At 74.9% G+C, this 13,285-nt stretch carries 6 protein-coding genes; 2 read left to right on the top strand and 4 right to left on the bottom strand.

The features are described 5' to 3' along the window. Positions 1–208 precede the first annotated feature (208 nt). Entirely contained in the window at positions 209–1,684 is a 1,476-nt protein-coding gene (locus BMZ82_RS01365) for an MFS transporter (RefSeq protein WP_093770703.1), read from the bottom strand. Positions 1,685–1,799: 115 nt separating this feature from the next. Between BMZ82_RS01365 and BMZ82_RS01360 the strand changes: the two genes are divergently transcribed. Further along, the gene (locus BMZ82_RS01360; RefSeq protein WP_093770701.1) at positions 1,800–2,255 is read left to right on the top strand and encodes a MarR family winged helix-turn-helix transcriptional regulator; all 456 of its coding nucleotides are present in this window, start codon (positions 1,800–1,802) and stop codon (positions 2,253–2,255) included. 42 nt (positions 2,256–2,297) lie between these two features. On the opposite strand, the gene BMZ82_RS01355 is transcribed toward BMZ82_RS01360, so the two are convergent. Continuing rightward, positions 2,298–2,651: a TetR family transcriptional regulator C-terminal domain-containing protein gene (locus BMZ82_RS01355; RefSeq protein WP_371270854.1), complete on the bottom strand. Its 354-nt coding sequence runs from the start codon at positions 2,649–2,651 to the stop codon at positions 2,298–2,300. On the opposite strand from BMZ82_RS01355, the gene BMZ82_RS01350 reads away from it, so the two are divergent. Continuing rightward, entirely contained in the window at positions 2,580–2,789 is a 210-nt protein-coding gene (locus BMZ82_RS01350) for an SDR family oxidoreductase (protein ID WP_371270852.1), read from the top strand. The genes BMZ82_RS01355 and BMZ82_RS01350 overlap by 72 nt on opposite strands. A gap of 350 nt (positions 2,790–3,139) precedes the next feature. On the opposite strand, the gene BMZ82_RS01345 is transcribed toward BMZ82_RS01350, so the two are convergent. Then, a complete protein-coding gene (locus tag BMZ82_RS01345; protein ID WP_256251703.1) occupies positions 3,140–3,586 on the bottom strand; it encodes a hypothetical protein in 447 nt (148 codons plus the stop codon). Positions 3,587–3,694: 108 nt separating this feature from the next. Further along, the gene (locus tag BMZ82_RS01340; protein ID WP_093770699.1) at positions 3,695–13,258 is read right to left on the bottom strand and encodes a hypothetical protein; all 9,564 of its coding nucleotides are present in this window, start codon (positions 13,256–13,258) and stop codon (positions 3,695–3,697) included. Positions 13,259–13,285 lie beyond the last annotated feature (27 nt).

Below are 13,285 nucleotides of genomic sequence, written 5' to 3'. Positions count from 1 at the left end.
CCCTCCGAGTCCGGGCCCCTCCGAGTCCGGGCCCCTCCGAGTCCGGGCCCCTCCGAGTCCGGGCCCCTCCGAGTCCGGGCCCCTCCGAGTCCGGGTCACGCTGATCGCGGACCCGGGTCGGCTGTCGTGCGTACCGGCCCGGAGCCTCGTGCCGGGCCGGAAACTCTCGTACCGGGCCGGAACTCTCGTACCGCCGGACGACCGGGCGTCAGACCGCGGCTTCCTCGGGCTCGACGGCCGGGCCGGTCGTGTCCGTACCCGGTGTCGGGGTGCGGGGGGTGGGGATGGCGGTGGCGATGGTCGCGGAGACGAGGGCGAGGGCGCCGCCGACGAGGAGGGCGGTGCGGAAGCCGTTCTCGGAGGCGAAGGTGTGGCCGCCCATGGTGGTGGTCATCCGGGCGAGGATCACGCCGATGACGGCGGCGCCGATCGAGGTGCCGAGTGAGCGCATGAGGGTGTTGAAGGCGTTGGCGGCGGCGGTCTCGGTCAGCGGCACCGAGCTCATGATCAGGGCGGGCATGGCGCCGTAGGCGAGTCCGACGCCGCTGCTGGTGATGATCGTGACCAGCATGACGCCCCAGGCGGAGCCGATCAGGGCGAGGGCGGCGAAGTAGCCGGCGGCCAGCACCAGCGCGCCGGTGGCCAGCGTGAACTTCGGGCCGCGGGCGTTGGTGAGTTTTCCGCCGAGCGGGGAGACGAGCATCATCGTCAGGCCGCCGGGCGCCATCCACAGTCCGGCGGCGAGCATCGACTGACCGAGCCCGTAGCCGGTGGCCTGCGGGAACTGGAGCAGTTGCGGCATCACCAGCATGCTCGCGTACATGCCGAAGCCGATGAAGACCGAGGCGAGGTTGGTGAGGAGCACCCGGGGGCGGGCCGTGGTGCGCAGGTCGATCAGCGGGTCGGTGGTGCGCGTCTCCCACACGCCCCAGCCGATCAGCGCGGCGACGGCGACGACGGCCAGGCCGAGCGTGGTGGCCGAACCCCAGCCCCAGTCGGCGCCCTTGGAGACGGCGAGCAGCAGCGCGACCAGACCGACGCCGAGGCCGATCGCGCCGGGCAGGTCGAAGCGCTGGCCCTTCGCGGGGGCGGGCGCGTCCGGGACGAGCTTGAAGATCAGGACGGCGACGACCGCTGCGAGCGCGGCCGAGCCCCAGAACAGGACACGCCAGTCGGCGTACTGGGCGACCGCGGCGGCCAGCGGCAGGCCGACGGCGCCGCCGATCCCCATCGAGGCGCTGACCAGCGCGATGGAGCCGCTGAGCTTCTCGGCCGGTACGACGTCCCGCAGCAGCGCGATGCCGAGCGGCACCATGCCCATCCCCATGCCCTGAAGACCGCGCCCCACGATCATCGTCACGACGTCGGAGGCGAACGCGCACACCACCGAGCCGACGATCAGCGGCACGGAGCAGGCGAGCAGCATCCGGCGTTTGCCCAGCAGGTCGCCGAGGCGGCCGACGACCGGCACGCACACGGCCGCCACCAGCAGGGTCACCGTGATCACCCAGGCCGCGTTCGAGGACGAGGTGTCCAGGATCCGCGGCAGTTCGGCGATGAGGGGCGTGACCAGGGTCTGCATGATCGCCGCGGTGGTGCCGGCGAAGGCCAGCGTGGCGATCACCGCGCCCGGACGGGCCGTGGGCTGGGGAGCGAGGGCGGGGGCTGGGGCGGGGGCGTCCATGGGCGGACTCCTCGGTCGTCTCTGGGGATCGGCATGGGAATGATGTGCATCATACATATCCCATGTATCAAGCACATGATGTGGGACGTGCACGGGGTTGTGCCACGATGGCCGCATGGAGACGCCGACGCACGAGGTCGAGTACGAGCAGATGCTGCTCAGCCGCCACACGTTCATGAACCAGCGGGGCGGGCGCCGCAAGAACAGCCTCATGGAGCGCAGCGCCTACATCCTGCTGAGCCGGATCCGGGTCCAGGGGCCCATGTCGATCGGGGAGCTCAGCGACGCCTTCGGTCTGGACGCCTCCACCCTCAACCGGCAGACCGCGGCGGCGATGCGCGCGGGCCTCGTCGAGCGCATCCCGGACCCGGCGGGCGGGATGGCCCGCAAGTTCCGGATCACCGACGAGGGCGCCCGGTCGCTGGACGCCGAACGCGAGGGCATCGTCGACGTCCTGGACCAGGTGATGCGGGACTGGTCGGACGACGACAGGACCGCCTTCGCCACCTATCTGCGGCGCTTCAACAACGGCATCGAGGCCATCGGCGGCATCCCCTGGCCGCGCCCGTGACGTAGTACGTCCGCGCCGTCCACCCGGAACACCGGGCGGGACTCAGGAAAGTGGCCCGTCGCGCAGGGCGGCGTCGGCCAGCTCCTGGAGTTCGTCGCGGGAGACACCGCTCGCGGCTTGTACGGCGATGCCGTAGGCGAAGGTGGTGAGGTAGCGGGCCAGTAGCTGTGGATCGGCCTGCGGAGGCAGGTCGCCTTCGTCGACGGCCCGCTGGAACCTGTCCCGGATGCGGCAGCAACCGTCGTTGCGCCAGGCGACGAGCAGGTCACGGACCTCCCGCCCGGAGTCGCTGACGCTCAGGGCGCCCTGGACACCCAGGCAGCCGTGGGGGCCGGCCCGACGGACACACCCGCGCTGACGGCGCTCACCCCCGACCCGGAGGAGTTCAAGCAGCAACTGGCAAGTCGGGTGCCGCTGGGCCGGCTCGGGCGCCCGGAGGAGATCGCCGCGGCCGTGATCTTCCTCGCCTCCGAGCAGAGCAGCTTCATCACCGGTTCGAGCCTGTACGTCGACGGCGGCACCAACCAGATCTGAGAGGCGTCACCGTCGCGGGTCGTCCACCTGCCCCGGGCCTCGGCTCAGATGCCGGTGCGGACGTGGGCGGCCCAGCGGTGGGGGTCTCGGGGGGCTGATGTAGTTCCTGGTGGCGCTGTGGTGGTGGCCCGCCGCGGTCGTCGCCGTCGGCGCGCTCGCCACGGCGTGGGTGCGCGCGGGGGGGCGCGGCGGCGGCGCTGGCTGATCTGGTGGAGGGGGCGGTGGACCCGTACGGGCGCGACCGGGCGACGGCGCTCGGGCCGGTGAGCGCGCTGCTGCACCCGGAACCGGCGGATCCGCCCGCCGGCCTGCCGTAGCCGTGTCCGTGGGCGTGTCCGGCGCTAGTGGTCTCAGCCGAGTTTCTGGATGGTGCCGCCGAGTTTGGGGCGGAGTTGTTCCAGCAGTTTCGGCTGTGCGCTGACGACCCAGCGGGAGCCGACGAGGTACGTGCCGCCGTAGATGCCGGCGGATTCGAGCCACGTGTCCTTGTACCGCTCCTCGGGGAAGGTGGTGATGAAGTACTCGGCCGCCGCCGTCCGGCAGACGCCCTGGCGCAACTCGTCCGCGTCGATGCGGATCGTGGCCGTGCAGCCGGTCAGGCCGGCGATGACCTCGACCTTCGCCGGCGCCACCACCCCGGCCGCGGGAGCGGCGGTCACCGTGGTGGGCGCCGGTGTGCTCCGCCTGGCCCGGTCGTCCTCGCCGCCGCCGCTGCACGCGGTGGCGAGGGGGAGCAGGGCCAGGCTGCCGGCCAGTGCGGCGCCGCGCACGCGGCGGGCCGTGGACTGCTGAGGCACGTACAACTCCGTTTCCGGCGCTCTTGCCGACCACGCGTGTGGCCGGGCGGTCGGCAAGAGGTACGGGTGAACGGCGCTGACGGTTCAGTCGGTTGGGGGCCGGGACGGTCAGGTGATGTCCTCCTCGAGGATCAGCCGGGCGAGGTCTTGTTGCGGGGCCGGGACGGTGCCGGTGTGAGCCAGCAGGGGCATCGGGACGGTCAGGGCGTTGCGCAGCGAGCTGTGCAACTGGTCGCGCTGGCCGGCGTCCAGTGCGGTCTGGGCGGTGGCCTCGCCGTGCGGCGGGTGCAGGGCGCGGCCCAACGCGGCCAGCGGGGCGAGCCAGTCGGCGCCCGCCGCCAGGTCCTCGCCCGGCGGCAGGTCGCCCACGGCGGCGAGTGCGGCGCGGGCCAGGGGCGCGTCGGAGTGGGCGCCGCCGCTGCCGTCGGTCTGGCTCAGCAGCCCGTTCCCGTAGGAGCGGACGGCGTGCAATTGGGTGTCGTCCAGTTCGGCCGGGAACCGCAGGCGCGCCAGGCGCGGGTCGGTGCGGAGGCGTTCGCGCGAGGCCCAGGAGCGGACCAGCGGCTCCACGTGGAGCGAGCGGGTCGCCCGCAGCCCCAGGTGGTGGGCGAGCAGGACCGCGCCTCTGGCGTGCGGCGGGCTGCTGCGGCCGTGCCGGTCCAGCAGGAGGGTCACGGCCAGGACGTCCGTCAGCTCCAGGTCCAGGCCGGCGGCCTCGGGGTCGGGGGCCTGCGGAGCGGCGGTGAGGTGGTAGGCGGCCGGGCCGTGTTCGGTGAGCCAGCGCCGCAGTGCCTGTCGCGCGGCGGGCGGGAGCGGGGCGTCCGGCTCGCGCGGCAGCCGGTACGCCTCGGCGACGACCTCCACGGCGGCGCAGGTCTCGCGCAGCGCCGTCTGCCGGTCGGCGGCGACGGTGGCGTACTCCTCGGCGAGGCGCTCGGGGAGGTCCACCCGGTGGCGGCGGCTGCCGACCGGCACGACGCGGACGTGGCCCCGGCCGTGCGCGGTGTCCAGCCGCTCCACCTCGCACCACAGCGGCTGCCCCGGCTCTGCGCCGTTGTCGCGGGCGGGCCGCAACTGCACGAGGACTCCGGTGGGCAGGGCGCGCGCCACCGTCGGCTGCGGGTCGCCCGCCGTCCGCTCGCGGTCGCCTGCGGGGGCGACCCGCAGCCGGGTGCCGGGCCGCAGGGCGAGCCGGGCGCGTTCCACGTCGCGCACGTGCAGCACCGACACCGTGTCGTCGGCCAGCCGGCGGACCCGCAGGGGCGCTGCGCCGTCGACGAGTGCGGCGCGCAGTTCCCCGGCCGTCGGGTCGGGCAGCCAGGACGCGCGTTCGGCGGGCATCCAGTGCCAGCGCCGGTCGCGTTCCGCCTCCAGCAGCAGACCGTGCGGCGGCCCGTCGGGCCGGTCCGACGCGACCAGCACCCCGCGCGGTGTGGCGTGCAGTTCGTCGGCGTGCGGGGAGAGCGGGGCGAGCGGCAGGCGGACGTGCAGGGCGGGAGGGGCGCCGGGGGCCCGGTCGCGGTCGTCGGGGGACGTCGTACGGCACCACAGGCGTCGGCCGGGCCGGTCCTGCTGCGCCTCGTGCGGTGACCGGCCGCTGAGGAAGCGGGCGGCGTCGGCGGCCAGTTCCCGTGGCAGCCCGGGCACGACCTCGCTCAGGGGCAGCAGATGCAGTGCTCCTCCGCAGCGTGCCACGAGGTCGCCGCCGGTCTCGGCGAGCGCGGTGCACAGCATCGTCGCCTGCTCGGGGAGTGTCCCGGTCGGCTGGTGCCGGCGGGACACGGTGACGGACTCCTCGCCCCACTGCTCGACGGTCACCGGGAGGCAGCCGAGTTGTTCAAGCAGCGGTGCGGGCTGCCCGGCGATCAGTTCGCGCAGCCAGTCCCCGCCGGGCCAGCCGTCCTCGGGCGCGCTGAGCTCGACGCGGCGGTGCGGCAGGCCCAGGAGGGTCGGGACGCCCTGCGGGTCGAGGCCGAGCAGGGCGCAGTCGCCGGGCGCCGGGCCCGTTTCGGGGGCGGGCGAGAGGGTGTTGGCGGCGCTGTCCAGGACGACCGCGGTGGCTCCCGGCAGGGCGGGGTGCAGGGTGCCGCCGGGCGCGAGGCAGGACGTGGGGTCGGGCACGGGGTAGCGGCAGCGGAAGTGTTTGACGCCCAGTTCGACGCCGTTCCTGCCGGGTACGGGTCGCACGGGCAGCCAGACCCGGTCGCGCAGGCCGGCCGACCAGGCGGCACGGGGGCCCGGACGCCAGTCCGACAGCCGCAGGTCGCGCGGTGCGGCGAGCGCGCCCCGGACCACCTCCAGACGTACCTGGTCGCCGGGGCCGAAGCGGTCCCAGGCGAGATCGGCCAGCGGGTGCCCGGACGGCCCGGTGACCAGTCGGCCGTGCACCTCGATGACACGGCCGGGGCTCAGTTCGAGCCACAGCCCGTAGGCGGTGCCCTTGCCGTCCCGGGCCGGTCCGGCCACGGTGTACCAGGTGGGGCCGGGCGGTCGCGGGATCTCGGTCAGCGCGGTCGCGGGCAGGGCGAAGTTCCGCAGCAGCCGCTCGGACCGGTAGCGCAGCGTCCAGTTGCCGGTCCCGTCGTCGTCGAAGAAGACGGGCACCCGCCGGCGGTCGGCGGCGGTGCCGGTGTCGCCCGCCTCGTCCGGCCGGCGTCGGCCCCACTGGGCGCGGATGTCCTCCGCGGTGCCGTCGGCGAAGCTGAGCCGGGACCAGGGGACGGGTCCCTCCTCCGGTGCCCGGATGCCGCCGAGCGGCAGGGGCCTCAGCACGGCCTCCGCGCTGTCCCGGTTGCCGGTGTCGACGCGCGCGGCCCGCACCGGGGCGCGGGAGCCCGGGGACACGGCCGTGACCTTGCCGCCGCTGCGCCGCAGGACGGCGGTCTGGGGAAGCCGCGTCCTGCGCAGGCGGCTGGCCAGCGCGTCGACCACCCCGACGGACAGCGCGGGCAGCCCTCTGACCCGGAACGCGGCACGGCCGTCGGCGCGGCTCGCGGCTTCCTCGACGAGCGCGGCACGGCCCCACCCGTCCGGGTTCAGGTAGTCGTGGTCCGGCCGCTGTGCCAGGCCGACGAACAGCGCCGGCCCGCCCCGGGGGGACAGCCGGACCAGCGCCCCCTTCCCCTGCTGGGCGGCGAACTCCCGGGATCGGTAGGGCAGTTCGAAGAAGACGCCGGGCAGGATCTCGACCGTCCGCCCCCGTTCGTCGGCGACCACCGCGAGGAGCGAGCCGCCGGCCTGCCGTACGGCGCTGACGAGGGTCCGCGCGTCCCTGGCCGGCGCGGAGGTGAGGACGCCCCGCCAACTGCCGGGCGTCTCGCCCGGCTGTACCTCGACGAGGAAGACGACTCCCCGGTACCACAGGGCCGGGTCGGACTCTGCGTCCTGGCCGTCGCCGCCGACCTCGTGGTGGATCCGGGGCAGCAGGTTGGGCCGTACGGAGAAGTCGCCGGGTGACACGCGCACCGTCAGTTCGGTGCCTTCGGGCTGGCGCACCGACTCCGGGAGTTTCAGGGTGAGATACGTGCCGTCGGCGTCTCGGGCGATGCCGTCGGCGACCATGAAGAGGCGGTTCCTGGCGGGTCCTGTCGCGTCGTGCGCGCCGATGAACCTCGGTTCCACGTAGTGGAAGGTCCGCACCTTGCCGTTTTCCTCGAAGTACCGCTTGTGGTCGAAGCGGGCCAGCACGCACAGTTCCGTCGCCTGGGCGCTGTCCCCCAGCAGCCGCAGCACCTTCTCCCGGTCGGCCTTGGGAAGGTGGGCGGCGATGCTCACGTCCTGGTACCGCTCGTCCGCCCGGGGGACGAAACGGGGCGTCAGCCGGACCCGTCTGATGCGTACGTCGCCGGTGGCCGGGTCGGCGAAGACGGTGACCTGGTGCACGAAGCCGACCTCCTGCGCCTCGTACGCGACCCGGGTACCGGCCTGGACCTGGATGTCCCCCGACCGGAAGTCGATGGTGACCCGGCCGGAGCCGGCCTCCTCGCGGTACTTCAGGCGTGCCACCTGGTCGCCGTGGAACAGCGGGAACGGCTCGCCGCAGGGTTTCCCGTCGCGGGTGAGTTCGTCGCGGCGCAGCGCGACCGTGTAGCCCCGCCCCCACTCGAAGCGCCACAGGGTCTGGCCGCCCTCGCGGAACGTTCCCACGTAGTGCAGCCTGCGCGGCAGTTCGCACACCCGGTCCGGCTTCGCGGACAGCGTCGTGGCGAGGTGGCGGGCGAACTCCGCGGCGTCGAGCGGCGGTACGTCGCCGGTCGAGGCGACGAGTTCGCCGTCCTCGACGACGATCCGGGCCCTGACGTCGGTCCGGGAGTAGCGGACGGCCCGCACGAAGGGCGCGTCGTCGCGGCGGACCGGGATGCGGTAGTCGCCCACGACCAGCGTCCTGCCCGAGAGGGAGCCCGTCTCCGTCATGGGTTCCCCGGCGTCGCAGGCCTGGCGCCAGAGGTCCTTGCGGGTGCGCGGCCGGGGCTGGGCGGCCTTCGGAGCGGTGCGGGGACCGGGGCCCATGTCGAAGCACCGGTGGAGACCGATCAGGTGCCCGTCGGCCGGTCCGTCAGGGTCGTGGTCCTGGTGGGGATCCGGGTGGGGGTCGTCCGAGGTGATCTCGAAGTGCGTCCCGGTGATCGGGACCTTGCCGGCCGCGACGGTCCGGCCGGCCAGGGCGGCGGGCAGGGTGCCCACGGCGTGGGCGGTGCCGATCCGCGCGAGCACCAGCGACAGGTCGCGGTCCCGTACGGGGCACGTGCCGAGGGCGGCTCGTACGGTGATGCGGGGGCGGGGGCGTTCGGCCGGGGGCGGGGCCATGACGAGCTCGCCGGTGTCCCGCCGGGCGTACAGGGCGGATTCCTGCCGGCCGGGACGGCCGACGAGCCCTTGGCACTCCCACGGCGCACCGGGTGCCGTATCGGCCTTCGGCACCCGGTGCAGCGGAGTGCCCCGCACCTGGCGCGGGGTGAACCGCCAGCCGTCCGGCGTGCGCGCGCCGAGGAACGTGGTGCCGACGTCGGTGACCGGTGCCCGGAAGGAGGCGGCGGGCAGGGCGCACAGCCGCGGCTCCTCGCCCGGGGCGCGCAGCCACACGTCGTAGGAGTCGACGGTGTCGTCGCGCAGCGGTATCAGCTTGACGACGACGCCCTCGACGGCGGTGTCGGGGGGTGCGGTCGTCCCGAGGCGGGCGCACAGGTCACCGTCCGCGAGGGGCGTCGCGCCCGGCCCGGGCCGCGCGGGCCCGGGAGCGACCCGCGTGACGCGCGCCGCGAGGCCGACGACGAGCTGCTCCTCGTAGACAAGTCCGGAGCGCTCCAGGAGGACCGGGAAGCCCGCGCCCGCCGTGGCCGCGACGGTACGCACCTGGCGGTCGGGGCGGCCCAGTGACCGGACCGGGACCGTGTCGCCGGGGCCGACCTGCCAGAACTCGTCGAAGCGGGCCCCGTCCGGGGGCTGTTCGGCGTCGTCCAGGCGTTGGACGCGCAGCAGGTCGCCGCTCACCCGGGCGGCGCGGGCGGCCTGCTCGTCCCAGGGCCGCGGCTGGAACAGCCGTTCCGGTCCCGTGCCGGACTCCACGCCGTCGACGGCCACTTGGGGAGGAAAGCCGGCGCCCGTCGGGTAGCCGACGATGTCCTCGACGGTCACCCGCCAGACCGGGACCCCGTCCCCGTCCTCGTCTAGGGTGGCTCGCCACGGGCGGGTCCCGGGATCGTCGAAGAGGGCCAGCCAGTCGACGTTGCGGGTGTCGCGGCAGTCGCCCGAGGCGAGGGCGGGCCAGCGCTTGTCGGCGCCAGTGGGCGGGTCGGGGACCAGGTCCAGCCGTGGATCGGCGCCCTCGCCGAGCGCCACGTAGACGAGCATCCCGGCGGCGGGCGCGGCCTCCTTCGTCTGGAGTTCGTCCTGTTCGGGGGCGCTCGGGCCGCGCGGCGCGGGCGTGAGGACGGCCGTGAGCGTGTCCGCGTCCGCCCAGTCCTGGGGCCGGAGCAGATAGCTGCGGCCGGCGACGGTGCAGAAGCGCCGCGCCTCGAACTCCTCGGGGCCGTCGCCCTCCCCGGGGCCCGCGTACACCAGGACCGTCGCGCGCCGGCCGTCCGGCAGCGCGTACGGCAGGTCGTCGGAGACGAGTTCGGTCAGCGAGCGGTCGACGGGCAGCCACCGGCCCGTCGCCGCGTCCCACCGGGCGAGGGTGGCGAGGGCCTCCGGTGCGGCGCTGTCGGCGGGCCGGACGACCACCTGCGAGAGGTCCGGTTCCCAGAGCACGGCGGCGGCTCCGCCGTCGACCGCGTCGCCCGGTACGCCGTCCACGGCGACGCGCACCGTGCCGCCGTCGTTGCGGACGCGGGCGCGGCGCACCTCGCCGTCGAGCGGGTCGGCGCGGCCCGCCCGGCGCGCCGTGTCCCCGGCCGCCTGCCGCCAGCCCTGACCCGCCCGGTCCCACTCCACCTGCACGACGCAGGGGTCGCCGACGGCGAGCCGCCCGCCGTCGGCGGCGGACAGCGGCGACCCGGCGCCCCAGTTGATCCGTACCCCGGCGTTCCCTGCCCCGGCGGGTGCGGTGCCGCGCGCGCAGACCACGCCCAGGACGGTCCGGGGCCACGGGCTGCCCCGCCACTCGTCGAGCAGCGCCCGCCGTTCGCCGGGGGCGAGGGGGCCGAGATCGGTGGCGGTCCGGGAGCCGTCGCCGCCGGTCTCCTCCGGCGCGAGTTTCCAGTGTCCGAGACCGGACCACGCCTCCCCGGTCCGGTGCCGCAGGCCCTGGGCGACGATCAGCCGGGGGTCCGCTCCCTCGTCCCCGGGGCGGCCCGGCAGGGTCAGCGCGTACCGCTCCCACGACCGTACGAAGGTGTCCCCCAGGGTCTTGCCTGGGTCGGACGTCAGGGGCGTGGGGGCCGCCGCGGCGACGAACGCGCGGACCTGCGCGTCGATCTGCGCGCGGGCCCGCCGCCCGTCGATCACCTCCCACGGCCCGGTCGTCGGCTCCGGGGCGCGCTGCGCGTGCCAGTGCCGGCGGCGGATCGCGTCCAGGGCCTGTTCCCGCAGCCGGTTCATGCCTTCCGGCGGCAACGGCCGCACGGCGTCCGCATCCGGGCCAGGGCCGGGCCTCAACGCCTCCTCCGACAGCAGGAGTTGGTAGTAGCGCGGTGCTTCGGCGCTGAAGGCCACGACGCTGCCGACGACCCGTTCCAGGACGCGCCGGACCCGGTCCTGAGCGGCGACGCCCCGGTCCGGGGTCCGGAACATCTCCAGGGCCGCCCGGCGGATGAAACGGCCCAGTTGGTTGCGGTGGGTGACGCTGTCCATCAGCCGCAGCCAGGAGGTGAGCCACTGCTCGCCGTGGTCGATGGCGTCCGGCTGCTCCGCCTTCAGCAGGGCGGCCACCCTGAGCGTCTGGAGGGTCAGCGGGACGGCGCCGATCTCGTTGAGGAACCGCTCGAACGGCTCCTTGTAGGTCTGCCACTCCTCGGGGTCGAGCGGGTCGGGGACGAGCAGCTCGACGCTTCCCTGGTGGTGCTGCCAGGTCCGGGCGTCGTAGCGGTCGGCGACGAGCAGATCGTCCAGACCGAGTCCGGGCGGCACCGCCGTGCCCTTCCGCCTGGCCTCGCCCCGCCTCCCCCGGTGGCGCCCGTCGAGCTGCGTCAGCCGGTCCTCCGTCAACCAGTCCCGGTCGATCTCGGCGAGGGCCGCCGGGACGAGGTCCGTCGTGAAGTCCTCGCCGAGCGACCTCAAAAACGGCTTGGTGGACGCGTACGTCTGCCGGACGGCGCCCCTGCCCTCCTTGAGCGCCTTCTCCGCGGCGGCCGCGTGCTCCACCCGGTCGAGGGGCAGGAGCCGGTCGACGGCCGTCGTCAGCACCCGGCGGGCGTGCGGCACGCGGCCGTCGAACCAGTGCGGCCCGTGGGCCTCGTCGGTGCCGGTGAGCCGGGCGCCGGCCGCGGAGTCCCTGATCCAGTCCCGGGCGCCGTTGAAGGCGGGGCGCGAGAACAACTGGTACCACTGGCCCTTGTCCTGGGCCGCGCTCACCGCGCCGGGGCCGTCGATCAGGAAGTCCGCGAGCACCGCCACCGGAATCTCCGGGTACAGGCCTCGCCCGGCGCGGCCCACGGTGAGATGGCCGTGCATGATCAGCGCGGCCAGGCGGACGTCCACCGTCAGGTCGTCCGGACGGGACTGGGTACGCAGGGCGTCGAGGAAGAACCGGCAACTGGAGTCGGTGAAGACGTCCTTGACGTGGAACAGGAACGCCACGGCCGGGTCGGTCGGCCGCCGCCCGTCGGGGTCCGCGGCCGGGACCGGATCGTGCGCCTCGCGCAGCAGCCGTACCGCGACCGGGGCCAGCGCGGTGACGCGCAGCAGGTCGAGGTGGTCCCAGTTCCGGTACCAGGTGGGCGGGGCCTCCTTCTTGCTCTTCAGGGAGAAGCGGTTGTCGCCCCGCCACATCCAGGGCGAGCACACCACGTGCGGCGGGAGGCCGGCCGGATCGTCGCGCCCGGTGACCGAGGGCGCGCCGCCGGGCCGGTAGGGCTTGCGCGCCATGGTGCCGATCCAGTCGACGGCCGTCTGCCGCTCGGAGTCGGTCGGCTCGGCGGACGGCAGGACGGCCAGCGCGCCGCCGGACAGGGTCCGCTTCTCGTACCGGGCGGGCGCGCCCCACCAGCGCGCGGCCGACACCAGCGCCTGCCCGGGCGCTTCCTCGGCGAACAGTTCCCACAGGACCAGTTGCCACAGGGTGGTGCGCAGCCGCGCGTCCGCGATGCCGGCGCTCCCGCAGCCGAGCCGGGCCAGCACCTCTCGTCCGCGTGTCCCGCCGCCGCGCCGCTCCCCGGCCCAGCCGCGCAGCAGCAGGCCGGTGCCCAACTCGGTCTCGAAGCGCCGGGCGAGGTCGTCCAGGTCCGGCGGGCCGTCGGCGGACGCGTCGTCCCCGTCCTGCGAGTCGCGGGCCCCGGCGCGGAACCAGGAGCGGGCGGCGGCCGTCAGCAGATCGGGTTCGAGGTCGGCCGAGCCCTGTCCCGCGTGCCAGACGGCCGTGCGTACGGTGTCGTCGGCCTCCTCGGGGGAGGCGGACAGGACGGCGTCGACGGCGACGAGCAGCGGCAGCCGTCCCAGCCGGTTCGCCAGCGCGTCGGTGACGACCTCGGGGCGGTCGTCCCCCACGCACAGCTTGGCCGCGTCACCCGGGTCCTGCGCCACGGCCGCCACCAGGAGCGTGAGCGCGAGCGTCTGCCGCACGGTGTCGCCGAGGTCCTGGTACGGGATCGCCTCGGCGGGCACGGCCGAGGCCCGCTGGCCGCAGTCGCCCAGCAGTACGGCGACCCGCTCGACGTACCCGGGGTGGGGAGCGCCGTCGAGGGCGTCCTTCAGCAGCTCGCTCAACGTCTGGCGCCTCACGGGGTCGGCGGGCGCGGCCCACTCGACGAGGCCGTCGCAGAGCCGGGTGGCCATGGCGAGTGCGGCCACGCCGAACCCGCCGCCCTCACCGTGCTCGGGTCGCCTGGCCGCCGCGAGGACGTGCGCGAGTCCGTGCAGCCGCAGCGAGGGCTCACACTCCGTCAGTTTCTCGACGGCGGCGGCCAGTTGATGTTCGTCGCTCTTCTTCGAGCGCAGGATCTCGAGGATGTCGAGGTAGTCGGCGCTCTGCCGGATGGTGAGACCGAGACAGGAACAGAGGTACCAGGCGGCGAGCACGGGCTCTCCTCGTGTGTCGATGAGGGG

Origin of the sequence: Streptomyces sp. yr375 (assembly GCF_900110755.1) — a bacterium.
GTDB lineage: Bacteria > Actinomycetota > Actinomycetes > Streptomycetales > Streptomycetaceae > Streptomyces.
This window is presented reverse-complemented; position numbering and strand designations above follow the sequence as displayed.

What these genes read in the sequence shown, in the direction of transcription:
- BMZ82_RS01365 (WP_093770703.1), bottom strand. Translation starts at nt 1,684, where the DNA reads ATGGACGCCCCCGCCCCAGCCCCCGCCCTCGCTCCCCAGCCCACGGCC.
- BMZ82_RS01360 (WP_093770701.1), top strand. Translation starts at nt 1,800, where the DNA reads ATGGAGACGCCGACGCACGAGGTCGAGTACGAGCAGATGCTGCTCAGC.